This is a genomic window from Stutzerimonas sp. C6.4V, from assembly GCF_058536345.1.
Genome location: NZ_JBZUBM010000001.1, coordinates 921,078 through 944,376, shown reverse-complemented (window position 1 = coordinate 944,376; position 23,299 = coordinate 921,078). Strand labels below are relative to the sequence as shown.

General features: G+C 60.9%; 23 protein-coding genes, 3 tRNA genes and 1 pseudogene. 7 read left to right on the top strand and 20 right to left on the bottom strand.

Features of this window, described 5'->3' with window-relative positions; genetic code table 11:
- Positions 1–7 precede the first annotated feature (7 nt).
- From oadA to mgtE, 3 genes are all read right to left on the bottom strand, one after another.
- The gene (oadA, locus tag AC4LFW_RS04580; RefSeq protein ID WP_491818031.1) at positions 8–1,786 is read right to left on the bottom strand and encodes a sodium-extruding oxaloacetate decarboxylase subunit alpha; all 1,779 of its coding nucleotides are present in this window, start codon (positions 1,784–1,786) and stop codon (positions 8–10) included.
- A gap of 24 nt (positions 1,787–1,810) precedes the next feature.
- The gene (locus tag AC4LFW_RS04575) at positions 1,811–2,053 is read right to left on the bottom strand and encodes an OadG family protein (protein ID WP_491818030.1); all 243 of its coding nucleotides are present in this window, start codon (positions 2,051–2,053) and stop codon (positions 1,811–1,813) included.
- A 138-nt stretch (positions 2,054–2,191) separates the two neighbouring features.
- Entirely contained in the window at positions 2,192–3,640 is a 1,449-nt protein-coding gene (gene mgtE / locus AC4LFW_RS04570) for a magnesium transporter (protein WP_491818029.1), read from the bottom strand.
- Between the two features lie 319 nt (positions 3,641–3,959).
- Between mgtE and AC4LFW_RS04565 the strand changes: the two are divergent.
- A pseudogene (locus tag AC4LFW_RS04565) lies at positions 3,960–4,124 on the top strand (DUF4124 domain-containing protein); the annotation flags it as partial.
- Positions 4,125–4,133: 9 nt separating this feature from the next.
- On the opposite strand, the gene AC4LFW_RS04560 reads toward AC4LFW_RS04565, so the two are convergent.
- From AC4LFW_RS04560 to rnd, 12 genes are all read right to left on the bottom strand, one after another.
- Positions 4,134–4,427 (bottom strand): hypothetical protein, encoded by a 294-nt coding sequence (locus AC4LFW_RS04560; protein WP_491820250.1) that lies wholly within the window; start codon positions 4,425–4,427, stop codon positions 4,134–4,136.
- 71 nt (positions 4,428–4,498) lie between these two features.
- Positions 4,499–4,575 (bottom strand) — tRNA-Arg (locus AC4LFW_RS04555).
- Positions 4,576–4,646: 71 nt separating this feature from the next.
- Positions 4,647–4,723, bottom strand: a tRNA-Arg gene (locus AC4LFW_RS04550).
- 109 nt (positions 4,724–4,832) lie between these two features.
- Positions 4,833–4,923 (bottom strand) — tRNA-Ser (locus AC4LFW_RS04545).
- A 62-nt stretch (positions 4,924–4,985) separates the two neighbouring features.
- Positions 4,986–5,171 carry a carbon storage regulator CsrA gene (gene csrA / locus AC4LFW_RS04540; RefSeq protein WP_003085981.1) on the bottom strand — a complete coding sequence of 62 codons (186 nt, stop codon included), beginning with the start codon at positions 5,169–5,171 and terminating at the stop codon, positions 4,986–4,988.
- 184 nt (positions 5,172–5,355) lie between these two features.
- Positions 5,356–6,591, bottom strand: coding sequence for an aspartate kinase (locus tag AC4LFW_RS04535; RefSeq protein WP_491818028.1), 1,236 nt, complete (start codon positions 6,589–6,591; stop codon positions 5,356–5,358).
- A 124-nt stretch (positions 6,592–6,715) separates the two neighbouring features.
- A complete protein-coding gene (alaS, locus tag AC4LFW_RS04530; RefSeq protein ID WP_491818027.1) occupies positions 6,716–9,340 on the bottom strand; it encodes an alanine--tRNA ligase in 2,625 nt (874 codons plus the stop codon).
- 179 nt (positions 9,341–9,519) lie between these two features.
- Positions 9,520–10,524, bottom strand: coding sequence for a low-specificity L-threonine aldolase (gene ltaE / locus AC4LFW_RS04525; protein WP_491818026.1), 1,005 nt, complete (start codon positions 10,522–10,524; stop codon positions 9,520–9,522).
- Positions 10,525–10,638: 114 nt separating this feature from the next.
- The gene (locus AC4LFW_RS04520) at positions 10,639–11,862 is read right to left on the bottom strand and encodes a hypothetical protein (protein WP_491818025.1); all 1,224 of its coding nucleotides are present in this window, start codon (positions 11,860–11,862) and stop codon (positions 10,639–10,641) included.
- A 52-nt stretch (positions 11,863–11,914) separates the two neighbouring features.
- Positions 11,915–12,364 (bottom strand): YcgN family cysteine cluster protein, encoded by a 450-nt coding sequence (locus AC4LFW_RS04515; RefSeq protein ID WP_491818024.1) that lies wholly within the window; start codon positions 12,362–12,364, stop codon positions 11,915–11,917.
- 80 nt (positions 12,365–12,444) lie between these two features.
- On the bottom strand, positions 12,445–12,738 hold the full coding sequence (locus AC4LFW_RS04510; RefSeq protein ID WP_491818023.1) for a YcgL domain-containing protein: 294 nt from the start codon (positions 12,736–12,738) through the stop codon (positions 12,445–12,447).
- Positions 12,735–13,859 carry a ribonuclease D gene (rnd, locus tag AC4LFW_RS04505; RefSeq protein ID WP_491818022.1) on the bottom strand — a complete coding sequence of 375 codons (1,125 nt, stop codon included), beginning with the start codon at positions 13,857–13,859 and terminating at the stop codon, positions 12,735–12,737. Before rnd ends, AC4LFW_RS04510 begins: the two co-directional genes overlap by 4 nt.
- A gap of 143 nt (positions 13,860–14,002) precedes the next feature.
- On the opposite strand from rnd, the gene AC4LFW_RS04500 reads away from it, so the two are divergent.
- Complete coding sequence (locus AC4LFW_RS04500) at positions 14,003–14,848, top strand: sulfurtransferase (RefSeq protein ID WP_491818021.1); 846 nt, start codon at positions 14,003–14,005, stop codon at positions 14,846–14,848.
- A 168-nt stretch (positions 14,849–15,016) separates the two neighbouring features.
- Positions 15,017–16,330 (top strand): OmpP1/FadL family transporter, encoded by a 1,314-nt coding sequence (locus AC4LFW_RS04495; RefSeq protein ID WP_491818020.1) that lies wholly within the window; start codon positions 15,017–15,019, stop codon positions 16,328–16,330.
- Positions 16,331–16,369: 39 nt separating this feature from the next.
- Here AC4LFW_RS04495 and AC4LFW_RS04490 read toward each other — a convergent pair whose 3' ends face one another.
- A complete protein-coding gene (locus AC4LFW_RS04490; RefSeq protein ID WP_491818019.1) occupies positions 16,370–16,918 on the bottom strand; it encodes a glutathione peroxidase in 549 nt (182 codons plus the stop codon).
- 149 nt (positions 16,919–17,067) lie between these two features.
- Between AC4LFW_RS04490 and AC4LFW_RS04485 the strand changes: the two genes are divergently transcribed.
- Genes AC4LFW_RS04485 through modC form a run of 4 tightly spaced genes read left to right on the top strand, consistent with a single transcriptional unit; the run spans position 17,068 to position 20,417 of the window.
- Positions 17,068–17,880 (top strand): TOBE domain-containing protein, encoded by an 813-nt coding sequence (locus tag AC4LFW_RS04485; RefSeq protein ID WP_491818018.1) that lies wholly within the window; start codon positions 17,068–17,070, stop codon positions 17,878–17,880.
- A gap of 8 nt (positions 17,881–17,888) precedes the next feature.
- A complete protein-coding gene (modA, locus tag AC4LFW_RS04480; protein WP_491818017.1) occupies positions 17,889–18,638 on the top strand; it encodes a molybdate ABC transporter substrate-binding protein in 750 nt (249 codons plus the stop codon).
- Between the two features lie 10 nt (positions 18,639–18,648).
- On the top strand, positions 18,649–19,329 hold the full coding sequence (gene modB, locus AC4LFW_RS04475; RefSeq protein ID WP_491820124.1) for a molybdate ABC transporter permease subunit: 681 nt from the start codon (positions 18,649–18,651) through the stop codon (positions 19,327–19,329).
- Positions 19,326–20,417, top strand: coding sequence for a molybdenum ABC transporter ATP-binding protein (gene modC / locus AC4LFW_RS04470; RefSeq protein ID WP_491818016.1), 1,092 nt, complete (start codon positions 19,326–19,328; stop codon positions 20,415–20,417). The genes modB and modC overlap by 4 nt, the downstream gene beginning before the upstream one ends.
- Position 20,418: 1 nt before the next feature.
- On the opposite strand, the gene AC4LFW_RS04465 is transcribed toward modC, so the two are convergent.
- From AC4LFW_RS04465 to cobU, 4 genes are read right to left on the bottom strand one after another with little or no spacing between them, the layout of a single operon-like run.
- Positions 20,419–21,150, bottom strand: coding sequence for an adenosylcobinamide-GDP ribazoletransferase (locus AC4LFW_RS04465; protein WP_491818015.1), 732 nt, complete (start codon positions 21,148–21,150; stop codon positions 20,419–20,421).
- A complete protein-coding gene (gene cobC / locus AC4LFW_RS04460; RefSeq protein WP_491818014.1) occupies positions 21,135–21,728 on the bottom strand; it encodes an alpha-ribazole phosphatase family protein in 594 nt (197 codons plus the stop codon). The genes AC4LFW_RS04465 and cobC overlap by 16 nt, the downstream gene beginning before the upstream one ends.
- Positions 21,725–22,777, bottom strand: coding sequence for a nicotinate-nucleotide--dimethylbenzimidazole phosphoribosyltransferase (gene cobT, locus AC4LFW_RS04455; protein ID WP_491818013.1), 1,053 nt, complete (start codon positions 22,775–22,777; stop codon positions 21,725–21,727). Before cobT ends, cobC begins: the two co-directional genes overlap by 4 nt.
- Positions 22,774–23,295, bottom strand: coding sequence for a bifunctional adenosylcobinamide kinase/adenosylcobinamide-phosphate guanylyltransferase (gene cobU, locus AC4LFW_RS04450; RefSeq protein ID WP_491818012.1), 522 nt, complete (start codon positions 23,293–23,295; stop codon positions 22,774–22,776). The genes cobT and cobU overlap by 4 nt, the downstream gene beginning before the upstream one ends.
- Between the last annotated feature and the right edge of the window lie 4 nt (positions 23,296–23,299).

Here is a 23,299-nt window from a genome sequence, read left to right as displayed (position 1 = left end):
ACACTCCTTAAGCGATGGTCAGCAGGCTGTCGCCTACGGACACCGCGTCACCGACCTTGACGTTGACGCCGGAGACAGTACCGGCCTTGAATGCGCGTATCTCGGTTTCCATCTTCATGGCTTCAAGGATGATCACTAGGTCACCCTCCTGTACCGTCTGGCCAGCATGCACCAGCACCTTGAATATGTTGCCCGCAAGCGGCGCCAGCTGTGGCTCTCCCGAACCAGCTGCTGGCGCGGCAGGCGCTGACGTGCTGCCCGCTGTAGTTCCGACTGGCTTGATGCCCTCGATATCTCCACCTTCATTGACCTGTACCACAAAGGATTTGCCATTCACTTCGACGGTATAGACTTCAGGCTTACCCGCCTCACGAGGCGCCTGCTCCCGGCCGGTAGGGGCAGGCTCGAAGGCATCGGGGTTTCCGCGATTCTCGAGAAACTTCAAGCCGATCTGTGGAAAAAGCGCGTAGGTCAGCACATCATCGATCTCGTCGGCAGCGAGCTTGATGCCTTTCTCCCGAGCCAGGCCTTTCAGCTCAGCTGACAGCCTGTCCATCTCCGGCTGCAGAAGGTCGGCCGGACGGCAGGTAATAACTTCAGCCCCGTCGAGCACGCGCTTTTGCAACTCGGTATTGAACGGAGCGGGCGCCGAACCATACTCGCCTTTGAGGATACCGGCGGTTTCCTTGGTGATGGACTTGTAGCGTTCCCCAGTCAGCACGTTGATCACCGCCTGGGTGCCTACGATTTGCGACGTCGGGGTCACCAGCGGAATGAAACCGAGATCCTCGCGCACCCTGGGTATTTCAGCGAGCACTTCATCGAACTTGGCGAGTGCGCCCTGCTCTTTCAGTTGCCCCTCCATATTGGTCAGCATGCCGCCAGGAACCTGCGCGACGAGAATCCGCGAGTCCACTCCCTTCAACGTGCCTTCGAACCTCGCATATTTCCTGCGCACCTCACGAAAATACGCAGCGATCTCTTCGAGCAATTCGAGATCCAGACCGGTGTCACGCCCGGTGCCCTGAAAAATCGCGACGACCGACTCGGTCGGCGAATGCCCGTATGTCATCGAAAGGGACGAGATCGCCGTATCGACATTGTCGATGCCCGCCTCAACAGCCTTCATGATGGCTGCCGTCGACAGGCCTGCAGTTGCATGGCACTGCATGTGGACAGGAATGGACAGGCTCGCCTTCAGCCGCGAAACCAGTTCATAGGCCGTATACGGCGCGAGGATACCAGCCATGTCCTTGATAGCGACCGAGTCGGCCCCCATGTCCTCGATCTGTTTGGCCAGGTCGACCCACATGTCCAGGGTGTGCACGGGGCTGGTGGTATAGGAGATGGTTCCCTGAGCATGCTTGCCCTGGCGCTTGACCGCTCGCAACGCCGTTTCCAGGTTGCGAGGGTCATTCATCGCGTCGAACACGCGGAACACATCGACGCCATTGAAGGCCGCGCGCTCGACGAATTTCTCTACCACATCGTCCGCATAGTGGCGGTAGCCGAGCAGGTTTTGCCCGCGCAAAAGCATTTGCTGCTGCGTCCTGGGCATCGCCTTCTTCAACTCGCGAATACGCTCCCAAGGGTCTTCGCCGAGATACCGTATGCATGCGTCGAACGTCGCGCCACCCCAGGATTCAACAGACCAGAAACCGACCTGATCGAGCTTGCCGGCAATGGGCAGCATGTCTTCGAGGCGAACACGGGTAGCAAGGATGGATTGATGCGCGTCACGCAGCACCACGTCGGTAATGCCGAGCGGCTTGGTTACTGATGTCATCTGGAAGGAGCTCCCTTTCCTGCGTCACCCGCGACGGGTGCGGTGCTGATGGATAGCAGCCTGGATGGCTGCAAGGACGTCGGCATCCGCGTCGGCTACAACAGGGGCTGCCTGGGCCGGAGCAGCGAGCGGTGCGGTATCGAAGCGGCTGATGATGAGAGACATCAAACGAATGCAGCCGATCAACAAAACGAGGAAGGCAAAGACCGAGCCGATGCCGAACAGCATGAGTTCGACACCTTCAAGCAGGAGTTCGCTGGGCGTCATTGGGGCTCCCTTTTAAATCGGCAGCTCAGGCCACCTGTTATTCGCATCGATGATTGAAGGCTTCGCCATGGCGAAACGTCCGCACAGTAGCCCGAAAAACAGGCGCAAGGCAAACTCCAGATCGCCGCACTATCGCGATCAAAGAAGAAAGATCGTAGCCAGGCCCAGAAAGATGAAGAAACCGCCGCTGTCAGTCACCGCAGTGATCATCACGCTCGCACCCAGCGCAGGATCACGCCCCATACGTGCCAGCGTGACAGGAATCAGGACCCCCATGAGCGCCGCCAGCAGCAAGTTCAGCGTCATCGCCGCGGTCATCACGACCCCCAGCGACCAGCTGCCGTACAGCCAGTAGACGACAACCCCGATTACGCCACCCCATATCAGGCCGTTCAGCATTCCGACGCCCGCTTCCTTTCGCAGCAGGCGGGCGCTATTGCCGGTACCCATCTGATCCAGCGCCATCGCCCGTACGATCATGGTGATCGTCTGATTGCCGGAGTTTCCACCGATTCCCGCCACAATGGGCATCAATGCAGCAAGCGCCACCAGCTTCTCGATCGAACCGTCGAACAGTCCGATTACTCGCGAGGCCACGAAGGCAGTCACGAGGTTTACAGCCAGCCACGCCCAGCGGTTACGCAACGACTTCCAGACCGACGCGAAGATATCCTCTTCTTCGCGCAGACCGGCCATGTTCAGCACTTCGCTTTCGCTTTCTTCACGGATGAGGTCGACCATTTCGTCGATGGTCAGACGGCCAATGAGCTTGCCACTCTTATCGACCACTGGAGTGGAGACCAGGTCATAACGCTCGAATGCCTGGGCCGCCTCGTAGGCGTCTTCGTCCGGATGAAAGGTGACGGGATCACTGGCCATGACTTCGGCAACCTGCTTTTCCGGGTCATTGACCAGCAACCGCTTGATCGGCAGAACACCCTTGAGCACACCGTCATAGTCGACGACGAAGAGCTTGTCAGTGTGCCCTGGCAACTCCTTGAGTCGGCGAAGATAACGCAGCACCACTTCCAGGCTCACATCCTCGCGGATGGTCACCATCTCGAAGTCCATCAGCGCACCGACCCGATCCTCCTCGTAGGACAATGCAGAGCGCACCCGTTCGCGCTGCTGTGCGTCGAGGGTTTCCATCAGCTCGTGGACGACGTCACGCGGCAGCTCCGCAGCGAGGTCCGCGAGCTCATCGGCATCCATCTCCTTCGCCGCCGCGAGAAGCTCATGATCGTCCATGTCAGCGATCAGCGTTTCACGAACCGCATCCGAGACTTCAAGCAGGATGTCGCCATCCCGGTCTGACTTGACCAGTTGCCAAACCGTCAACCGGTCATCGAGCGGCAGCGCTTCGAGAATGTGGGCGATGTCGGCCGGATGTAGTGCTTCGAGCTTGCGCTGCAACTCGACAAGATTCTGGCGATGCACCAGATTGTCGACCAGCTCCTGATGTTCGCCCTCGGCACTTTGACGATGGGCCAGGTCTTCGACAATACGCTGACGATGCAGCAGCTCGACGACCTGCGCCAGGCGATCCTGAAGACTTTCTTGCGGCTTTTTTGCTTCAACTTCAATCATGGCGCACTCCACCCCCAGCCGTCGGAGTACGCCAGGGGATCAATCATTCATAAGCGATTGGCAATCAGGAATTGAACGGCTACTGGGCAGATCCATGAAAAGGGAATCCACAGGCCCGAAGGCGGACTGCGGATAATACCATCGCAGCAACGAATCCAGACCATGCGCGCCAGCAATACAAGCGCCGCATGCAAGCTGGCGCCACTGCCAAAGCCGCCGCCACCCATTGTCGACGCATTCACATCTCGGGAAGACACGACTGCAGGACAGGAATTTATTGACTAGGCTGGCTCGTCACAAATCGTCAAGGAGGACGACCATGAAAGCACTGGCTTCGATAGGCTTTGGCCTGCTGACACTACTGCCCACCCACTCGGACGCAGCAAGCATCTATCGCTGCGTCGATAAGGCAGGGCAAATCACTCTGACACGTCAAGGCTGCCCCGCCGGTCAGGAGGCGCAGACGACACGGGTAGTCAACCAGACCCCAGGCTCAGGGCCTGCCATACCCCTGGCCAAGCCGACGCCAGCTAGCAAGCGCCAGGTATCGAGGGGAAGCCGTGAGCTGACGGTAGTTGGCGAGCAGGATGATGGTTGCGGCAATAGGCTGACCGGCAGAGCCAGGCGCAACGCGCTCATAAACCAGCAGATCCACGCCGGGATGACCCGCAACGACGTTGAAAGCGCCTTCGGCAAACCAGACCGCATAGTCAATCGCAACGGGCAGACGCAATACCGCTACGTAGGCCGTGAAGGTCGATCTCGCACCGTAAGCTTCGATGAGCATGGCTGCGTTCGTGGCAAACCATGATTTCGGCCAAATAAAAAGGGCCTGCATTTCTGCAGGCCCTTTCGGTGTGGTGCACTCAGGAGGATTCGAACCTCCGACCGCTCGGTTCGTAGCCGAGTACTCTATCCAGCTGAGCTATGAGTGCATATGGCGATTGATAAACCAGATCACCGCTGGTTGAAGCTAGTAACACGCATCGCTGCCTGTTACTTGATATGGTGCACTCAGGAGGATTCGAACCTCCGACCGCTCGGTTCGTAGCCGAGTACTCTATCCAGCTGAGCTATGAGTGCACTGAGGGTGCGCATTATAAGTTCGTATTTTGTGTGGTCAAGCTGTTTGATTCATTATGTTGCCAGTGAACCCACTGCCTTAAACCACTTACGACCTAACTATGCAAAATGGCGGAGAGGGGGGGATTCGAACCCCCGACACCCTTTTGAGATGTACTCCCTTAGCAGGGGAGCGCCTTCGGCCACTCGGCCACCTCTCCGCAACACGGGGCGCATAATACCCATCTTTACCCCGCTTGCAAAGCCAAAAATCAGATAAAAATTAATGGTTTGGTTCTTGGTCTTTCTCTTTCTGGATCCGCTGGTAAATCTCCTCGCGATGCACCGCTACCTCTTTGGGTGCATTCACTCCTATACGCACTTGGTTTCCCTTCACACCCAGCACAGTGACAGTCACATCGTCACCCACCATCAGGGTCTCTCCGACCCGGCGAGTCAGAATCAGCATTCCTTTCTCCTTAAAACGGATTCAATTCAGTAAACAGTCTGCAAAGATAAAAACGGATCATGTTCCGTGAGACATCGACCCTAGAGCCTTTCACCAGCTATTGACCAGTAGAAACGAGCTTAAAGTTCCTCGAGAGGCTCTAGAATCGACGGAAGGTGCGAGACAGCAATATTCTCCCGACCTGTCACTCCCCTTTTCCAGCAGGAGCGTCGAGCTCGAATGCCGTGTGTAGCGCCCGCACTGCCAGTTCCAGATATTTCTCCTCGATGACCACCGACACTTTGATTTCCGATGTGGAAATCATCTGAATGTTGATGTTTTCCTTGGCCAGGGATTCGAACATCCGGCTGGCAACCCCTGCATGAGAGCGCATTCCAACGCCAACGATCGACACCTTGGCGATCTCGGTGTCACCGATGACTTCGCGGGCGTTCATCTCCCGAGCGATGTCTTCGAGCACCTGCAGCGCGTTATGGTAGTCGTTGCGGTGGACGGTGAAGGTGAAATCCGTGGTGTTATCGTGCGCAACGTTCTGGACGATCATATCGACCTCGACGTTGGCCGCGCTTATTGGCCCCAGAATCCTGAACGCAATGCCGGGGGTGTCCGGCACTCCACGGATCGTCAGCTTGGCTTCGTCACGGTTGAAAGCGATGCCAGAAATGATGGGCTGTTCCATGGATTCCTCTTCATCAAGGGTAATGAGGGTTCCCGGACCCTCCTGAAAACTGTGCAGCACACGCAGGGGCACGCTGTATTTACCGGCAAATTCCACCGCGCGAATCTGTAGCACCTTCGAGCCCAGGCTGGCCATCTCGAGCATCTCCTCGAAGGTGATCTTCTCCAGGCGCTGGGCCTTCGCCACGACGCGCGGGTCGGTGGTGTAGACCCCATCGACGTCGGTGTAGATCTGGCACTCGTCAGCCTTCAACGCAGCAGCCAGTGCCACACCAGTGGTGTCCGAGCCGCCACGCCCCAGGGTCGTGATGTTGCCGGCGTCATCCACGCCCTGGAACCCCGCAACGACCACTACGCGACCGGCCTTGAGCTCCTTCTGGATGTTCTGCGAGTCAATTTCGAGGATGCGCGCCTTGGTATGAGCGCTATCGGTGAGGATACGCACCTGGTTGCCGGTAAAGGAAACAGCCGGCACACCGATCTTGATCAGCGCCATGGCCAGGAGCGCGATGGTGACCTGCTCGCCGGTCGAGACCATGACGTCCAGCTCCCGCGCCACCGGCTGTTCGTTGATCTGCTTGGCCAGCGCGATGAGACGGTTGGTTTCCCCGCTCATCGCCGAGACCACGACGACGATATCGTCGCCGTTGTCGCGAAACTTCTTGACCTTTGCAGCTACCTGCTCGATGCGCTCGACGGAGCCCACCGAGGTCCCTCCAAACTTCTGTACGATCAAAGCCATTTCATTGCCGCCTAAGCCCGAAAAGGGCGCTTGTTTACATTCAGACCACTAGCCCAGGGCATCACGATGCTTGACGGCTTGCGTCAGCCAGCCAGCGCAACGCACTGGCTGACAGGTCGCCCATTCAGACGCCCTGATCCACGAACGTCCGTACCAGCGCGAGCGCTTCGTCGAGACGAGCAGCGTCGGTACCACCCCCCTGAGCCATATCCGGCCGGCCGCCCCCTTTTCCGCCGACAACCGCGGCTGCCTGCTTCATCAGGTCACCCGCTTTCAGGCTGGCAGTCAGGTCCTGGGTAACCCCTGCGACCAGAACGACTTTTTCGTCCTGCACCCCGCCGAGCAGAATAACGCCCCTGCCCAGCTTGTTCTTCAGCTGATCAACCAGCGCCAGCAGGGCCTTGCCATCGAGGCCATCGAGGCGCGCCGACAGGGTTTTCACGCCCTTGATCTCGACCGCAGAGCCTGCCAGGTCATCACCCGCCGCGCTCGCAGCCTTGGCTTTGAGCTGTTCGAGTTCCTTCTCCAGTTGACGATTGCGCTCCAGCACAGCACCCAGCTTGTCGAGCAGGTTGTCCCGGCTGCCTTTGACCAGCATGGCCGCTTCTTTCAACTGCTCCTCTGCACCATTCAGATAAGCCAGGGCCTGTTCACCGGTGACTGCTTCGATCCGCCGCACGCCGGCTGCAACCCCGCCTTCGCTGATGATCTTGAACAGACCGATGTCTCCGGTGCGCTTGACGTGCGTTCCACCACAAAGTTCGACGGAGAACCCGCCGCCCATGGTCAGGACGCGCACCCGGTCACCATATTTCTCACCGAAAAGAGCCATGGCGCCCTTGCGCTTGGCCGTTTCGATGTCGGTTTCTTCGATCTCCACCGGCGAATTCAGGCGAATTTCGGTATTGACGATGTCTTCCAGGGCCTTGAGCTGCTCGGACGTGACTGCCTCGAAATGGCTGAAGTCGAAGCGCAGGCGCTGACTGTCAACGAGCGAGCCCTTTTGAGCGACATGCTCTCCCAGGATCTGGCGCAAGGCGGCATGCAGCAGGTGTGTCGCGGAATGGTTCAGGGCAGTGGCCTGGCGAACGGAAGCATCGACGGTCGCCTCGATAGTTACCCCAACCTGCAGCTGACCACTGTCTAGGATCCCGTGATGCAGGAAGGCGCCGCCGGCCTTGCTGGTATCACGGACATCAAAGCGCAGCCCTTCGGCAGCGAGGTACCCGCAGTCACCGATCTGGCCACCCGATTCGGCGTAGAACGGCGTCTGGTCCAGAACCACTACGCCCTCTTCACCTGCCGACAGGCTCTGCACGGCCATGCCTTCCTTGAACAGGGCCAGGACCTTGCCTTCTCCACTCGTTCCAAGGTAGCCGGTAAAGCGCGTCTGGCCTTCGATCTTGACCAGGCTGTTGTAATCCATACCGAACGCACTGGCGGAGCGAGCACGCTCGCGCTGAGCTTCCATCTCACGCTCGAAGCCCTCCTCGTCCAGGGTCAGTTCGCGCTCGCGTGCAATGTCGCCCGTGAGGTCGACCGGGAAGCCATAGGTGTCGTAGAGCTTGAAGATCACGCTGCCCGGAATGACGTTGCCCTGCAGCTCGGCCAAATCCTGCTCGAGGATTTTCAGCCCCTGCTCCAGCGTCTTGGCGAACTGCTCCTCTTCGGTCTTCAAGACGCGTTCAATGTGCGCCTGATGGGTCTTCAGTTCGGTGAAGGCATCGCCCATCTCAGCGACCAGGGCGGCGACAATCCTGTAGAAGAAACTTCCTTTGGCGCCCAGCTTGTTACCGTGGCGACAGGCGCGACGAACGATGCGGCGCAGCACATAGCCGCGCCCTTCGTTGGAAGGCGTCACGCCGTCGGCGATCAGGAAGCCGCAGGACCGGATATGGTCGGCCACGACCTTCAGCGAAGCCTGCCCGTCATTCTTGCACCCGATTGCCTGGGCGGAAGCGTTGAGCAGGCTCTGGAACAGGTCGATTTCATAGTTCGAGTTGACGTGTTGCAGTACCGCGCTGATGCGTTCCAGGCCCATGCCGGTGTCGACGCTCGGCGCGGGTAGTGGATGCATCACGCCGTCAGCCGTGCGGTTGAACTGCATGAAGACGTTGTTCCAGATCTCGATATAACGGTCGCCGTCTTCTTCCGGCGAGCCGGGCGGGCCGCCCCAGATGTGATCGCCATGGTCGAAGAAGATTTCGGTGCAAGGGCCGCAGGGGCCGGTATCGCCCATGGCCCAGAAATTGTCCGACGCGTACGGAGCGCCCTTGTTGTCACCAATGCGAACCATGCGCTCGGCCGGCACGCCGACTTCCTTGGTCCAGATATCGTAGGCCTCGTCATCACTGGCGTACACGGTGACCCAGAGCTTCTCCTTGGGCAGGTTCAGCCACTTGTCGGAGGTCAGGAATTCCCAGGCGTAGGTGATAGCGTCGCGCTTGAAGTAATCGCCGAAGCTGAAGTTGCCGAGCATCTCGAAGAAGGTGTGATGCCGCGCGGTGTAGCCGACGTTCTCCAGGTCATTGTGCTTGCCTCCGGCGCGCACGCATTTCTGGCTGGTGGTGGCGCGGGTATAGCCACGCTTTTCCAGGCCGAGGAAGCAGTCCTTGAACTGATTCATTCCGGCATTGGTGAACAGCAGGGTCGGATCGTTCGCGGGGATCAGCGAACTGGAGGCCACACGGGTATGGCCCTTCTCTTCGAAGAAGCGGAGGAAGGCTTCACGGATTTCTGCGCTTTTCATAGATTTCTTCCAGAGGACTGCGGCCGAGCGGCTGCAAAACGACACGGCGAGGCGGCACCGTGAGCCGGTTCGCAACTATCCAAACGGATAGCCGGCAAAGGGCCGCATTATATCGGCCCCACGGCTCGCGCATAGAGGATAAATAAGATTGAATCAAGCTATTCGACAGCGATCGGCCGCTATGCTCGAGCAAAGGAGGCGAAACTATCGAGGATCGCTTCGACATGCTCAGGCAAGATGTCCATGTGCGTCACGATCCGCAACCGTGGCGCCGCGGTAAGCACGATCCCGCGTTCGGCACAGAACGCCTTCAGCGCCCCCGCCTGGTCGCCCATCTGCACGTAGACCATGTTTGTCTGCACCGGCTCGACAGGGTATCCCAGTGCCTGCAGACCGTCCCCGATAAGGCGGGCATGGTGGTGATCATCGGCCAGGCGCTGCACCTGGTGCTCCAATGCATACAGCCCTGCTGCTGCCAGCACACCCGCCTGGCGCATCCCTCCACCGACCATCTTGCGCAGACGCCTGGCCTTGGCGATGAACGCATCGCTACCACAGAGCACCGAACCGACCGGCGCACCCAGGCCTTTCGACAGGCACACCGACACCGAGTCGAAGTGACCGCTGATATCGGACGCGGCGCAGCCGAGCTTGACTACTGCATTGAATAAACGAGCGCCATCGAGGTGCAATGCGAGGCCGTGCGCTTTTGTGAATGACCGCGCCTCGGCCAGATAGGAGAGCGGCAGGACCTTGCCATGCATGGTGTTTTCCAGCGCCAGCAAGCGCGTGCGGGCAAAGTGGAAATCGTCAGGCTTGGTGGCAGCCGCCACGCGGCCCAGGTCCAGGGAGCCGTCCGGCTCCATTTCGATTGGCTGCGGCTGGATCGACCCCAGTACTGCAGCGCCCCCAGCCTCGTATTTGTAGGTGTGCGCCAGCTGACCGGTAATGTATTCGTCGCCGCGCTCGCAATGCGACATCAAGGCCAGCAGGTTGCTCATGGTTCCGCTCGGCACGAACAATCCGGTATCCATCCCCAACTGCGCAGCCAATGATTGCTCCAGCCTGGCGACCGTCGGGTCCTCACCGTAGACATCATCGCCGGTGGGCGCAGCCAGCATCGCCTCGCGCATGCCAATCGTGGGCTGGGTAACGGTATCGCTTCTGAGATCGATGCGGCTCATGCTGCCTCCCTCTGAAAATGGCGCCTTTGCCGTTTGTGTGTCTTGCCCGACTTTGCTCGCAGGTGTTACACGCAACCTGCCGAAACCGCACGTCGCGCCTACCAGCGCGTGCCATCAACGCAAAAGGCGCGTGGCGAGCACGTCGGAACCAGCCCCCAGCAGGGTTTCGGTGATATTGACGAAGTCATCGGTGGTCACCCGATCCAGGCGCATCAGTCCTCGAGCCACATCATCCAGCGAATGACGCCCCTTGCTGCGCTGGCGAATTTCCCGATCCAGATCCTGAAGCAGCAATACCGCCTTCGCCGTGACCGGGCCGGTAGATCGCTCGGTTCGCAGGCTATCGACCTTGCGGCTCCATTCGCTCAGGTGCTCACGCACTGCCTGGTAACGGTCCTCGCTCATGCCACCGGCGCGGCGCATCAGTTCGATGGCGTAATATTCGGCCAGGCCCTCGCTGATCCAGTCACTGCGATCGGCGTCGGTGATACGGCTGAATACATGAACAAGTTCGTGAACCAGCGAACTGGTACCGTTTTCGCTGACCAAGGGACGATCGGCGTGCATGAACAGCGAGTTGGGCCCCGACAGTCCGCCCCGCCACATCGGGTCGCCAGCGCCGACGACCAGCAGCTTCTTCGGATCACGGGGGAAAACGTGCTGCACCTCGGGCCATACGAAGGTCAGCAGGGTGAGGATATCCATCCGCCGCAGCCCCTCCCCGACCGGGCCAGCCACGGTCACGTCGGTCTCGCCGAGCCTGGCCCTGCGGCTGCCTGTCTTGCCTGCCAGAATCCAGCCAGTCGGACGGTCGAAGAGTCGCTCGGGGTTGTCGATGCGAAAGCGATTCTTGCCCACCCGCGGCCAGCCCGTCTCGACACTTTTCCAGCCCTTGGGCAGTTCGACCGTCATCCGAGAAATCAGCTGCACACCGTCCTGCTGCACCACACGACCGGCAGGGATCAGGTCATCGCCCCGCAGCAAGGCCCAGTCATCCGTCATCCGCGCATCGAACCGACCGTCCTTGCGCTGATGGCTGACACGAACCCTGTAGGTCAGTCTCGCTTTGCCCGAAGCGGGTCGCCAGATACCGCGGCCATCAGCCTCCTCCCAGCTGGCCTCGGCATCGGTGCTGAAGTCGCCGTACTGCCCTTCACCGCCGAGATTGAAATCGAAGGCGCGCACGGCGCTCCCGTCCTCCAATTCCAGGGTGACTTCGGCAAGGTCCTGCTCCGGAAGGAAGGCGACATTGAAATCCACATCGACGCGCTTAGCCGCCTGCGCGGGACCCAGGCATAGCAGCAGAACAGCAAGCAGCGGTAGCTGACGGATGGACATCGAAAGACTCCAGAAAACGATCAGTGCTATGACGATGCGGCCGGACGTTGATTCAACCCGCCCGGAAAATCAGGTGGTTTTCCCAGTCATCTTCGGCCACTGCGCCTTCTGCAATCATGCGGCCTGCTTGGGAGATGCGTTCCGCATGAACCGCGTCCGGGTCACCGCAGACCAGGTGATGCCATAGCGGCAGGTCCTTGCCCTCGGCTAAGAGCCGATAGCCGCATGTCGGCGGTAGCCATTTGAACTGAGCTGCATCAACGGCGGTTAGCTGGACGCAGTCCGGCACAGTGGCGCGGCGATTGGGATAGTCGCTGCACCGACAGCTCTTGAGATCGAGCAGTTTGCAGGCGATACGGGTGTAGTAGACGCTGCCGTCCTCTTCGTCCTCGAGCTTTTGCAGACAGCATAGTCCGCAACCGTCACAGAGGGACTCCCACTCGCCCTCGTCCAGCTCGGCGAGGCTCTTGCGCTTCCAGAAGGGTTCGACTTTTGCCGCCATGACCGTTGCCACTTGTATGAAAAGGTTAAAGTCCGGCCACCGCCGAAATGAGGCCCGATGCTAGCCGGGACAGCCTGCTGTCAGACCGGATCATTGCGGCGTAGCAGTTCTTCGGGCAGATGCTCGATGTACTCATCCTGGGGAGGGGGCATCTGCAGGTGGTACCCCTGCTTTTCGATATTCTCCAGCACCTTGGTGATGTCTTCGCGAGCAAGGGTACGTTCGGGCGTCAGCACCAGATCGAAGGCATGCTGAGGCGGACCGAAGGCAGCCAGCAACGATTCAGGCACGCGTGCAAGCGCTTCGCTTCGCTCCACATACAGGTACATCTCGTTCTTGCGCGGGCTTTTGTAGATCGAGCAGATGCGTTTCATGGTGTTTCTTCCAATACATCGAGAAGAGCCTGTCCCATCCGCCCGCGGCGCCAGCCACGCAGGGAATCGGGAAGCTGATAGGGTCCAGTGGGGTAGCCTGTTTTGAGCAATGCTTCGAGCACCTTCTTGCGCAGCATCAGTTCAGGCGCAATATCCAGAACTTCCGCTTCGCGCTGGCCCACCGCGCGCAACTTCTTCAGCAGCCCCGACACCTCCAGCGGCAGGGGCTCCGGCAACGGCGCCGGCCATTCCTGTTCCGGTGTCGCAGCCGCGCTACGGATCAGTTCCAATAGCGTTTCGCCGTCCTGGCGTACGGTTCGCGGGTGCATGTCTTCGATGCGTGACAGGCCGACCAGATCAGACGGCTGCGTTCGTGCCAGTGGCCACAGACTGTGCTCGCGCAGGACACGGTTACGTGGCTGATTGCGTATCCTGGCCTGCCGTTCACGCCAGGCAGCCAGGACCTTCAGTACCGCCAGCTGACGCGGCTTGAGTCGCCAGGCCTGTTTGACATCGCGATAGGCTTCGTCAGGATCGGCCTCACGCTGCAGATTCAGTACCAGTTCCGCGCCATCCTCGAGAACCCAGGCGCGCTTGTCCTCGGACAGCCTGGGTATCAGGGCCTCGTACAGCTCTGCCAGGTGTTGCGCATCCTCGGCGGCGTACTGAATCTGGGTTTCGCTAAGCGGCCGCTGCAGCCAATCCGAACGGGTCTCGCCCTTGGGCAGTTCAATGCCCAGAACCGCCTGCACCAGCCGCGAATAGCCCATGGAAAAGCCGATATTGAGGTAACCAGCCGCCAGCTGGGTATCGAACAGCGGCGCCGGCAAGCTGCCCGCCAGACGCAATAGCACCTCCAGATCCTCGCTGCAGGCGTGCAGCACCTTGACCACGGATGGATCTTCGAGCAAACCGGCGAAGGCGCTCCAATCATCAATGAGCAGCGGATCGATAAGATAGGCGCAGCGCCCGTCACCAACCTGAAGCAAGGCAGCGATCGGATAGAAGGTATCGACCCGCATGAATTCGGTATCCAGCGCGACATAGGGCAGCGTGCGCCATTCGGCGCACAGGCGGGCCAGATGAGCGTTATCCAGTACCCATTGCGTTTCGATGGCCACTAGGCCCTCCTTTCTTGTCCGGCATGCGACCCGTATATCTGGTCGAAAGCCGCGCAGTATATAGTGCTGGCGCGCCTTCGCACGCTGAACATGAATCCTGGCGTTGCGTATTGACGTCTTGCAAACCCACACCGGAGGTCGCCATGCCACTTGCCCACCTGATCACCGCCGACCAACTGGCCGCACGGTTAGAGGATCCGTCGCTACGTATCCTTGATTGCCGTTACGCCCTGGATGACAGGGAATATGGCCAGCACAGCCATGCCAACGGGCATATTCCAGGCGCCAGCCATGTCGACCTCGAACGTGACCTGTCGGGGAAAATCATAGCGGGCGAGACCGGCCGGCACCCGCTGCCCCTACCTGCAGACATGATTGCTCGCCTTGAGGAAGTTGGAGTAAGCAACGACAGCGAGATCGTGCTTTATGACGACGGCCCCGGCGCCTTTGCTGCGCGCGCCTGGTGGCTGCTGGCCTGGCTGGGCAAGCGTGATGGGGTGTACCTGCTGGATGGCGGCTTCCAAGCCTGGCAGGAAGCGGGGCTACCCATCGAGCAGCATTCCCCGGCTGTCCCGCCGGGCCGCTTCGTCGGGCAGCCGGACGACAGCCTCGTCATGAACGCAGCGGCGCTCTCACGCGAACTGGAATCGCCACGCCTGATGCTGATCGATGCGCGTGCCCTGCCCCGCTTTCTCGGCGAAGTCGAGCCGATCGACCCGGTCGCCGGCCACATCCCTGGCGCCATCTGCGTCCCGTTCACGGGCAACCTCGACCTCAGCGGACGCTTTCTCGCACCGGACCTGCTGCGTACACGTTTCGACCAGCAACTGGCCGGCCGATCCGCACAAGACCTGATCGCCTACTGCGGATCAGGCGTGACGGCATGCCACAACCTGTTCGCCCTGTGTCTGGCGGGCTATCCGCTGGGCAAGCTCTATCCAGGCTCCTGGAGCGAATGGATCATCGACCCGGGACACCCGGTTGCCTGATCCAGAAAAATGGCCGACAAGTCAGAAACTGCCCGAGTGGTTTTTACGGATATTCACCCTCTTATCGGTGCCAATCGTCGTCCTTTACGAAAAATTGCACTCTTTCATTTGCGACGGATCAGCGAAGCTTGATAGGGTCCGAGCCGCTTTTTCCCCTGGAGTACAACAATGAAAAAAACATGGTTGAAGACCGCGATCGCAGTAGCCGTAGGCGCCCTTTCCACCCAGACCATGGCTGCCGGCTTCGCCCTTAACGAACAAAGCATCAGCGGTATGGGGACCTCTTTCGCCGGTCGCTCCTCTTCCGCAGACGACGCCGCAACCGTCTTTGGCAACCCAGCTGGCATGGCTCGCCTGAAGCGCGAGCAGGTCACTGTCGGCATGGCGGCCATCAATGCCAACACCGACATTTCCGATGCCACCGGCTCCTTCAGCGCAGGGGGGGGCCGTATCCAGGGTCCGACAACGGGAAGCAATGACGGCGATATCGTTCCGTTCACTGCCGTACCCATGGGTTATTACGTCAAACCCATCGATGACAAATGGGCTGTTGGCGTTGGCCTCTATGTGCCATACGGTGTTATCACCGATTACGAAAGTGGTTTTCAGGGCCGCTACTTTGGCGATTACAGCGAAGTCCGCGTGATCACGGTACAACCCACCGTGAGCTACCGCTTCAATGAAAAGCTGTCTGTCGGCTTTGGCCCAACGATCAACCGGGTCAACGGTGAGCTGCAGAGCGCTTCACCCAACGCAGCTCAGTTGGGAGGTTCCGATGGCCGGGTCAAGGTAACGGGCGACGACACGGCCGTTGGCTTCAACGTAGGCGTTCTTTACGAGTTCAGCCCTGGCACTCGCGCTGGCGTAACCTACCGTTCCAAGGTGGAATACACGCTGGAAGGCGATACAAAAATCACAGGTACCGGCTTTGGCGCTGCTTCTGGAACCAAGTACGACGCATCGCTCGACCTCACCACCCCAGAGACAATCGATTTTTCTCTTACGCACGAGCTCAACGACGCCTGGACGGTCTATGCCGGTGCCATGCTGACTCGGTGGAGCCGCTTCGAATCGATCATCATCGAGAACGACGGCGTACCAGGCCCGCTACAAGGCAGCCTTTCACCCATCATCGAAGAGCAGGACTGGCACGACACCTGGTCCTACGCGCTCGGCGCCGCCTACAAGCTGAACGATCAATGGACGCTGCGTTCAGGCATCGCACTGGATCAGAGCCCGACCAACAACACCCATCGTTCGCCACGCATCCCAAGCGGGGATCGCACGGCGGTGAGTTTTGGCGTTGCCTGGAGCCCAAGCGACGACGTCACCGTTGACCTGGCCTACTCCTACCTTTGGGAAGAGAGTGTCGAGGTCAATCGCAGCAGGGATTACTCAGGCGGATTGCTAACGCAAAACTACAACGCCAGCTACGAAAACAGCGCCCATGGTTTTGGTGCAGGCTTGACCTATCGTTTCTGATACACCTCGCCCCGGCCGCTCGGCCGGGGCACCCTCCCGCTACTTGGCTAACGCCTTTTCCACCGCAGCAATCAGCTCAGGATCGTCCGGCTCGACCTTGCTGGAAAAGTAATCCACCACCTTGCCATTGCGATCGACAACATACTTGTAGAAGTTCCAGCGCGGCGCGCCTCCGGCCTGCTCGGCCAGTTCCTTGAACAGCGGCGTGGCATCGCTGCCCCTGACCGGTTGCGTCTGGGCCATCGGAAAGGTCACGCCATAGTTGACGTAGCAGACTTCGGCCGTCTCGGCTGCATCGTCCGACTCCTGAAAGAAGTCATCGGACGGCACGCCTAGAATGACTAGTCCCTCATCCTTGTACAGCTGATACAGCGCCTCCAGCCCTTTGAACTGGGGAGCAAAGCCACAGAAGCTGGCTGTATTGACCACCACCAGAGTCTTGCCATTGAACTCTTCACACAGGTCGATGGTTTCCTTCGAGCGCAGTTTCGGCAACTCATGCTGTAGCAGCGCCGGACAATCGGCGGCCATGGCGGGGCCGGCTAGCAAGGTCAACGCCATTGATGCAGCGAGTAGATAGCCTTTCATCATGCTTCTCCGATCAGGGTCGCGGTCACGCTAACCCCGGCGCAGTGAGTCGGCAACGTTTTCCTTGGCATGCAGGGCTGCGACCCGAACCGCTATATACAAACGGATATAGCGCTGACAAACTCGCCGCCACTGACAACGGAGGCTCGATGAGCGACCCACAAGATCTCGGCCCGCTACGCATCGATGGCCAACTCTGGTTCAACCGTGGCGAAAAGGGTTACCTCGGCGGCAAACGTATCGAACTGCTCCAGCAAATCGACGCCACAGGTTCGATCACCCGCGCAGCCAAGGCCATCAATCTCAGTTACAAGGCCGCCTGGGATGCGGTCGATGCGATGAACAATCTTTCGGAGCGGCCGCTGGTCATCCGTGCCGCCGGCGGCACTAAAGGTGGCGGCACCCAGCTGACGGAATTCGGACGCGAGATGCTGCATGTCTGGCAGCGCATGCAGCACGAGTACGAACGCTTTCTTGCGCAGGTCGCGAGGGGCATCGACGGGTTCGAGGACATCGACAAATTGCTCAGGGCCATCGCCATGAAAACCAGCGCACGCAACCAGTTTCGTGGCCGCATCCTTCGCGTCGATAAGGGCGCGGTAAACGGCAGCCTCAGCCTCGACATCGGAGAAGGCCAGACCATCACCGCGACGCTGACCAATGACAGCATCGACGAACTGCAGCTGGAAGTCGGAAAGACCGCCATCGCCCTGATCAAGGCCAGCTTCGTGCTGCTGTCGCCTGATCCCGCCGTGAGGATCAGCGCACGCAACCGGCTGACCGGCACCATCAGCGGGCTTAACCCCGGCGCGGTGAATTGCGACGTCAAGCTGCTCCTGCCTGGTAACCGCACACTGGGCGCAGTCATCACCAATGAGAGTGCCGAGGAATTATGCCTGGCGCCTGGACAACCCTGTACGGCGCTGATCAAGGCGTCGCACGTCATCATTGCCGTGGATTAGGAGCGCCCATGAATCCGTTTCGCCCGATTGCGTTACTGCTGACATGTCTGCTGCCACTGGTCAGCCAAGCCGCGGAGGTGCAGGTCGCCGTTGCAGCGAACTTCACCAAACCGATGCAGGTGATTGCCGAGCGGTTCGAGCGGGATACCGGGCACAGGGCCCTGCTCGCCTTCGGGTCTAGTGGAAAGCTGTATGCGCAGATCCGCAACGGCGCACCCTTCGACGTCTTGTTGTCAGCAGACGAACAGGTGCCCAGCAAGCTGGAGCGCGAGGGGCTGGGTGTTCCGGGGAGCCGCTTCTCTTACGCCATCGGCACGCTGGTGTTGTGGTCACCCCGCGCGGGTTACGTTGACGGGGCCAAGACGCTGACCGAGCAACCCTATCGCCATCTCGCCATCGCCAATCCGAAAACCGCACCCTACGGCGCAGCGGCCATGGCGACACTGGAGGGGCTTGGCCTCACCGAGTCCGCTCGTGAACGACTGGTGCAAGGCGAGAACATTGCACAGGCGCACCAGTTCGTGGCCAGCGGCAACGCTGAGCTCGGCTTCGTTGCCCTCTCCCAGGTCGTGGACAAGGGTGTGATCGGTCAAGGTTCGGGCTGGATAGTCCCGGCGCAATACCATCCGCCGATTCGTCAGGATGCCCTGTTGCTGCAAAAAGGCAGCGACAACCCGGCGGCGCTGTCGTTGATCGACTACCTCAAAGGTGAGAAGGCCGCCGAAGTGATCAAAGCCTACGGCTACAACCTGGAGTGAAATCGAGATGATGCCGCTGGACGACATCGGCGTGGCGGCAATCCTGCTGACGCTCAGGCTCGCCGCGACAACGACGGTGCTGCTATTGCTGATCGGCACCCCTATCGCCTGGTGGTTGGCGCGGACGCGTTCGCGCCTCAAGGGACCGGTCAGTGCTGTGGTGGCGCTGCCGCTGGTATTACCGCCCACAGTGCTGGGCTTCTACCTGCTGGTGGCCATGGGCCCGAACGGACCGGTCGGCCAACTTACCGAGAGCCTTGGGCTGGGCACATTGCCCTTCACCTTTGCCGGCCTGGTCGTCGCATCGGTGTTTTATTCCATGCCTTTTGTCGTGCAGCCCCTGCATAACGCGTTCGAGGCTATCGGCGAAGCGCCGCTCGAAGCCGCCGCGACATTGCGGGCCGGGCCGCTGGACCGTTTCTTTTCGGTCGTCCTGCCACTGGCCCGCCCCGGCTTCATCACGGCCAGCATTCTCGGCTTTGCCCATACGGTGGGCGAGTTCGGCGTGGTGCTGATGATTGGGGGAAACATTCCTGAGAAGACACGGGTGCTTTCGGTACAGATCTACGATCACGTCGAGGCGATGGAATATGCCCAGGCGCACCTGTTGGCGGGCGGCATGTTGCTGTTTTCGTTCCTGGTGCTGCTCGCCCTTTACAGCAGCCGCCTGAAACAGGGGTGGCGCGGATGACGAGCAACCCAAGCGGAATCCAGGCCAACCTGAAGATGGAACATCCCGGCTTCGCGCTGGATGTGCAGCTGGAACTACCGGGCCGGGGAGTCAGCGCATTGTTCGGGCCCTCCGGTTCCGGCAAGACCAGCTGCTTGCGCTGCATCGCCGGGCTCGAGCGCAACGCGACCGGACAGGTCAGCATCAACGGCCATTGCTGGCAGGATTCGGTCAGCGGTCTGCTGGTGCCACCGCACCGGCGTGCGATCGGTTATGTGTTTCAGGACGCCAATCTGTTTGCTCACCTGTCGGTGAAGCGCAACCTCGAATTCGGTATGAAGCGGGTCGCGCGCGATGAAAGGCGCGTGGTCTGGGATCAGGCTGTGGAACTGCTCGGCATCGGTCATCTTCTTGAGCGCATGCCTGAACGCCTATCGGGCGGGGAGCGGCAACGTGTTGCGATCGCCCGGGCGCTGCTGACCAGCCCGCAGCTGCTGTTGCTGGACGAGCCTCTGGCCGCGCTGGATTTCAAGCGCAAACAGGAAATCCTGCCCTACCTGGAACGCCTGCATGATGAGCTGGAAATTCCGGTGGTGTACGTCAGCCACGCCCCGGACGAAGTGGCACGGTTGGCCGATTATCTGGTGCTGCTGGATGATGGTCGTGTGGTGGCTCAGGGCGGTCTGCGGGAAACACTGGCGCGCCTCGATTTGCCCACCGCGTTTGGCGAGGACGCGGGTGTGGTGATCGACTCGGTGGTGGCCGAGCACGACACAAGCTATCAACTGACACGGCTGGTGTTTCAGGGCGGCGAGGTACTGGTGGCCAGGCGCGACGAAGCCATCGGGCAGGGTCTGCGGTTTCGCGTTCATGCACGGGATGTCAGCCTGGCCCTGGCCAAGGCCGAAGGCACCAGTATCAATAACCTGTTGCCGGCATGCGTCGAGCAGGTCGTCCCCGCCGACACGCCCGCTCACGTACTGGTGCGCTTGAGCGCTCAGGGCACGCCCTTGCTGGCGCGTATCAGTCGTCGCTCGGCTGATCAGCTGGACGTTCGCGTTGGCAAGCAGCTATGGGCGCAGATCAAGACCGTCGCGCTGCTCGGCTGAGTCAGAGCTGCAGCGCCAGTGCAACCAGGACGCCGCATTCGGTCAGTTCCAGCAAGGCACCGGCCGTATCGCCGGTGGTGCCGCCGATGCGACGAGACATCGCCCGTCGTGCCTGGACACTAATTCCGGCAGCTACCAACAGCGCCAGCCAACCGCCCTCGCCAACCAGGAGACACAGAACGGCTACTGCAACCAGAACCCTGCGAACCGCCGTGCGGGGGAGGTGCTCCGCCAGAGCCTGGCCGAGACCGCCGGTGCGGACATAGGGCGTCGTCAGAAACAGTCCGATCAACGCCGTACGCCCCAACAACGGCGCCAGCAACAGCGCCAGTCTTTGCCCCTCGGCAAGCAGCGTCCAGAGCGCGACGAACTTGAGCAACAGGACCAGCACCAGCACCACTACAGCGATCGGCCCGCTGCGCGGGTCTTTCATGATGGTCAGGGTGCGCTCTCGGTCACCGAACCCGCCCAACCAGGCATCGGCGCTGTCGGCCAGGCCATCGAGATGCAACCCGCCGGTCAGCGCAACCCAGACGGCAAGCAGCAGCGCGGCCTGCAGCGGGATTGCCGCGCTTTCAGTCATCTGAGCGACACACCACAAAAGCCCGCCGATGATCAGCCCCACCACGGGGTAATAAAGCAGCGACCGCCCAACCTGCTCAGGCCGCGGCATCCCGCTCAGACGTACCGGCAGAATGGTAAGGAACTGCAGGGCGATCAGGAATGGCTGCATGCTTCTTCCAGCCAGAGCATGGCGTCGGTGAAGCCGGTCTTCAGCCCGAACATGGCGCCGTGGCCAACCTCCACCTGCAGCAGCTGCTCTCGCGGCAAACCCCGTGCCTCAGCCAGTAGCAGGCGCATCACGCCGCCGTGAGTGACCAGGAGAATCCGCTCGCCAGCGTAACGGTCGGTCAGGCGTTCGATGGCCGTAAGGATGCGCGCTTCGAACTCGGGCAACGGCTCGCCACCCGGTGGGGTGAAGCTGTACGGGTTTTCCCAGAAGCGACCCAGCGCCTCGCTCTGATCGACCATCAGCTCGGCCGCGGTGCGTCCTTCCCATTGGCCGAAGTCCAGTTCACGCAGATCCGGCTCCAACTCCATCGGCAGATCACGCTGCTCCGCCAGTTCGGCCGCAAAGGCGGCGCAACGGCGCAAGGGGGAGCTGACGATCCGATCCCAAGGGCCTGCGTTCACCACCGCCTGGCGCATCTGCTGCCAGCCGACATCAGTCAGCTCATCATCCAGGCGTCCACGAAAACCACCGCCGGTAACTGTCTCGCCGTGACGCAGCATGTCCAGATGCAGGCTCATTCGCCCCGTCCCGCGACAGCCGCTTCGGCGAAGGTCGCCATCTCGTCGTGCAGCGCGCAGGCCAGACGTAGCAGAGGCACCGCCAGGGCGGCGCCACTGCCCTCACCCAGCCGCAGACCGAGATCCAGCAGCGGCTCTGCATCCAACGCTTCCAGCACGGCCAGATGTCCGGGCTCCGCCGACCGGTGCGCGAACAGTAGCCAGTCGCGGCAACCGGGATTCAGGCGCACCGCACAGAGCGCCGCCACGCTGCAGATGAATCCATCCACCAGCACTGCGATACCCTGCTGAGCGCAGGCGAGGTAAGCGCCAGTGAGCGCGGCCAGTTCAAACCCGCCGAGCCGCTGCATCCAGCTGAGGGTGTCGTGCTGACCACCGTGCAAGACCAATGCACGCTCGATCACGGCGCACTTATGCGCCACGCCCGCAACATCCAGACCAGTGCCAGGGCCAGCCAGGCGGTGCGGTTCGCACTCCAGCAAAGCGCAGGCCAGCGCAGCGGCAGTTGTGGTATTGCCGATGCCCATTTCCCCGCCGATGAATAATGCCGATTGCTCGGCATGGGCACGCAACGCGCTGTCACGTCCGGCCTGCATCGCCTGCAGACAGACATCCATGCTCATCGCGGGCCCCTCGGCGAAGTTCGCCGTACCTGCGCCCAATGCCAGGTGCCGAACGCCTGGCAATGGACCGACCGGCATCGCGGTGCCAAGGTCGATCACCTCGAGCCTGGCGTTCAGCTGACGGGCCAGAACGCTGATCGCCGCCCCGCCGCTGACGAAGTTGGCAAGCATCTGCCCGGTCACCGACTGCGGAAAGGCCGAGACGCCCTCCGCCGCAATTCCATGGTCGCCTGCGAAGATGCTGATCCAGACCGGGTCGACGCTTGGCCGTTCCTGCCCACGCATCGCCGCCAGCCCAGGGACCAGCGCATCGATACGCCCCAGCGCGCCACCGGGCTTGGTCAGTTGTGCGTCGCGCTGGATGGCTGCCTGACGCGCGGCCTCATCCAGCCCATGACAGGGAGCCTGCCACCAATGCCTGGTCAAAGCGGTTCTCCTTTCAGAGTCATCGGCAAGCCGGCCACGGTGAACACCACCCGCTGGCAGCGCTCGGCCAGAGCCTGGTGCAGCCAGCCAGCCTCATCGACGTAACGACGGCTGAGTTCGCCCAGCGGCACCACGCCCATCCCGGTTTCATTGCTGACCAGCAGAATGCGACCCGGAAGTTCGTCCAGGCATTCGAGAAAGGCGTCGCGCTCCTGCGCCAGCCGAGCAGGGTCATCCTGCATCAGTAAATTGGTGAGCCACAGGGTCAGGCAATCGACCAGCAGACAGCGGTCGGCGCCGGCGTGCTCATGCAGCACAGCCGCCAGTGCCAGCGGTTCTTCGACCAGCGCCCACTGCGCAGGCCGACGGGCCCGATGCTCGGCGATGCGCGTGCTCATCTCGCCGTCCAGCGGCTGGCTGGTGGCGATATAGGTAACCGCCAGGCCGGACTCGCCCGCCAGGCGCTCGGCCAGCCGGCTTTTGCCGGATCGGGCGCCGCCGAGAATCAGTTCGATCATGCCG

What these genes read in the sequence shown, in the direction of transcription:
- oadA (WP_491818031.1), bottom strand. Translation starts at nt 1,786, where the DNA reads ATGACATCAGTAACCAAGCCGCTCGGCATTACCGACGTGGTGCTGCGT.
- AC4LFW_RS04465 (WP_491818015.1), bottom strand. Translation starts at nt 21,150, where the DNA reads ATGCAGCCATTCCTGATCGCCCTGCAGTTCCTTACCATTCTGCCGGTA.
- AC4LFW_RS04500 (WP_491818021.1), top strand. Translation starts at nt 14,003, where the DNA reads ATGCCACTTGCCCACCTGATCACCGCCGACCAACTGGCCGCACGGTTA.
- AC4LFW_RS04495 (WP_491818020.1), top strand. Translation starts at nt 15,017, where the DNA reads ATGAAAAAAACATGGTTGAAGACCGCGATCGCAGTAGCCGTAGGCGCC.
- AC4LFW_RS04575 (WP_491818030.1), bottom strand. Translation starts at nt 2,053, where the DNA reads ATGACGCCCAGCGAACTCCTGCTTGAAGGTGTCGAACTCATGCTGTTC.
- mgtE (WP_491818029.1), bottom strand. Translation starts at nt 3,640, where the DNA reads ATGATTGAAGTTGAAGCAAAAAAGCCGCAAGAAAGTCTTCAGGATCGC.
- ltaE (WP_491818026.1), bottom strand. Translation starts at nt 10,524, where the DNA reads ATGAGCCGCATCGATCTCAGAAGCGATACCGTTACCCAGCCCACGATT.
- modB (WP_491820124.1), top strand. Translation starts at nt 18,649, where the DNA reads ATGCCGCTGGACGACATCGGCGTGGCGGCAATCCTGCTGACGCTCAGG.
- AC4LFW_RS04510 (WP_491818023.1), bottom strand. Translation starts at nt 12,738, where the DNA reads ATGAAACGCATCTGCTCGATCTACAAAAGCCCGCGCAAGAACGAGATG.
- alaS (WP_491818027.1), bottom strand. Translation starts at nt 9,340, where the DNA reads ATGAAAAGCGCAGAAATCCGTGAAGCCTTCCTCCGCTTCTTCGAAGAG.
- modA (WP_491818017.1), top strand. Translation starts at nt 17,889, where the DNA reads ATGAATCCGTTTCGCCCGATTGCGTTACTGCTGACATGTCTGCTGCCA.
- AC4LFW_RS04560 (WP_491820250.1), bottom strand. Translation starts at nt 4,427, where the DNA reads ATGCTCATCGAAGCTTACGGTGCGAGATCGACCTTCACGGCCTACGTA.
- csrA (WP_003085981.1), bottom strand. Translation starts at nt 5,171, where the DNA reads ATGCTGATTCTGACTCGCCGGGTCGGAGAGACCCTGATGGTGGGTGAC.
- AC4LFW_RS04535 (WP_491818028.1), bottom strand. Translation starts at nt 6,591, where the DNA reads ATGGCTTTGATCGTACAGAAGTTTGGAGGGACCTCGGTGGGCTCCGTC.
- modC (WP_491818016.1), top strand. Translation starts at nt 19,326, where the DNA reads ATGACGAGCAACCCAAGCGGAATCCAGGCCAACCTGAAGATGGAACAT.
- AC4LFW_RS04515 (WP_491818024.1), bottom strand. Translation starts at nt 12,364, where the DNA reads ATGGCGGCAAAAGTCGAACCCTTCTGGAAGCGCAAGAGCCTCGCCGAG.
- AC4LFW_RS04485 (WP_491818018.1), top strand. Translation starts at nt 17,068, where the DNA reads ATGAGCGACCCACAAGATCTCGGCCCGCTACGCATCGATGGCCAACTC.
- cobC (WP_491818014.1), bottom strand. Translation starts at nt 21,728, where the DNA reads ATGAGCCTGCATCTGGACATGCTGCGTCACGGCGAGACAGTTACCGGC.
- AC4LFW_RS04490 (WP_491818019.1), bottom strand. Translation starts at nt 16,918, where the DNA reads ATGAAAGGCTATCTACTCGCTGCATCAATGGCGTTGACCTTGCTAGCC.
- cobU (WP_491818012.1), bottom strand. Translation starts at nt 23,295, where the DNA reads ATGATCGAACTGATTCTCGGCGGCGCCCGATCCGGCAAAAGCCGGCTG.
- AC4LFW_RS04520 (WP_491818025.1), bottom strand. Translation starts at nt 11,862, where the DNA reads ATGTCCATCCGTCAGCTACCGCTGCTTGCTGTTCTGCTGCTATGCCTG.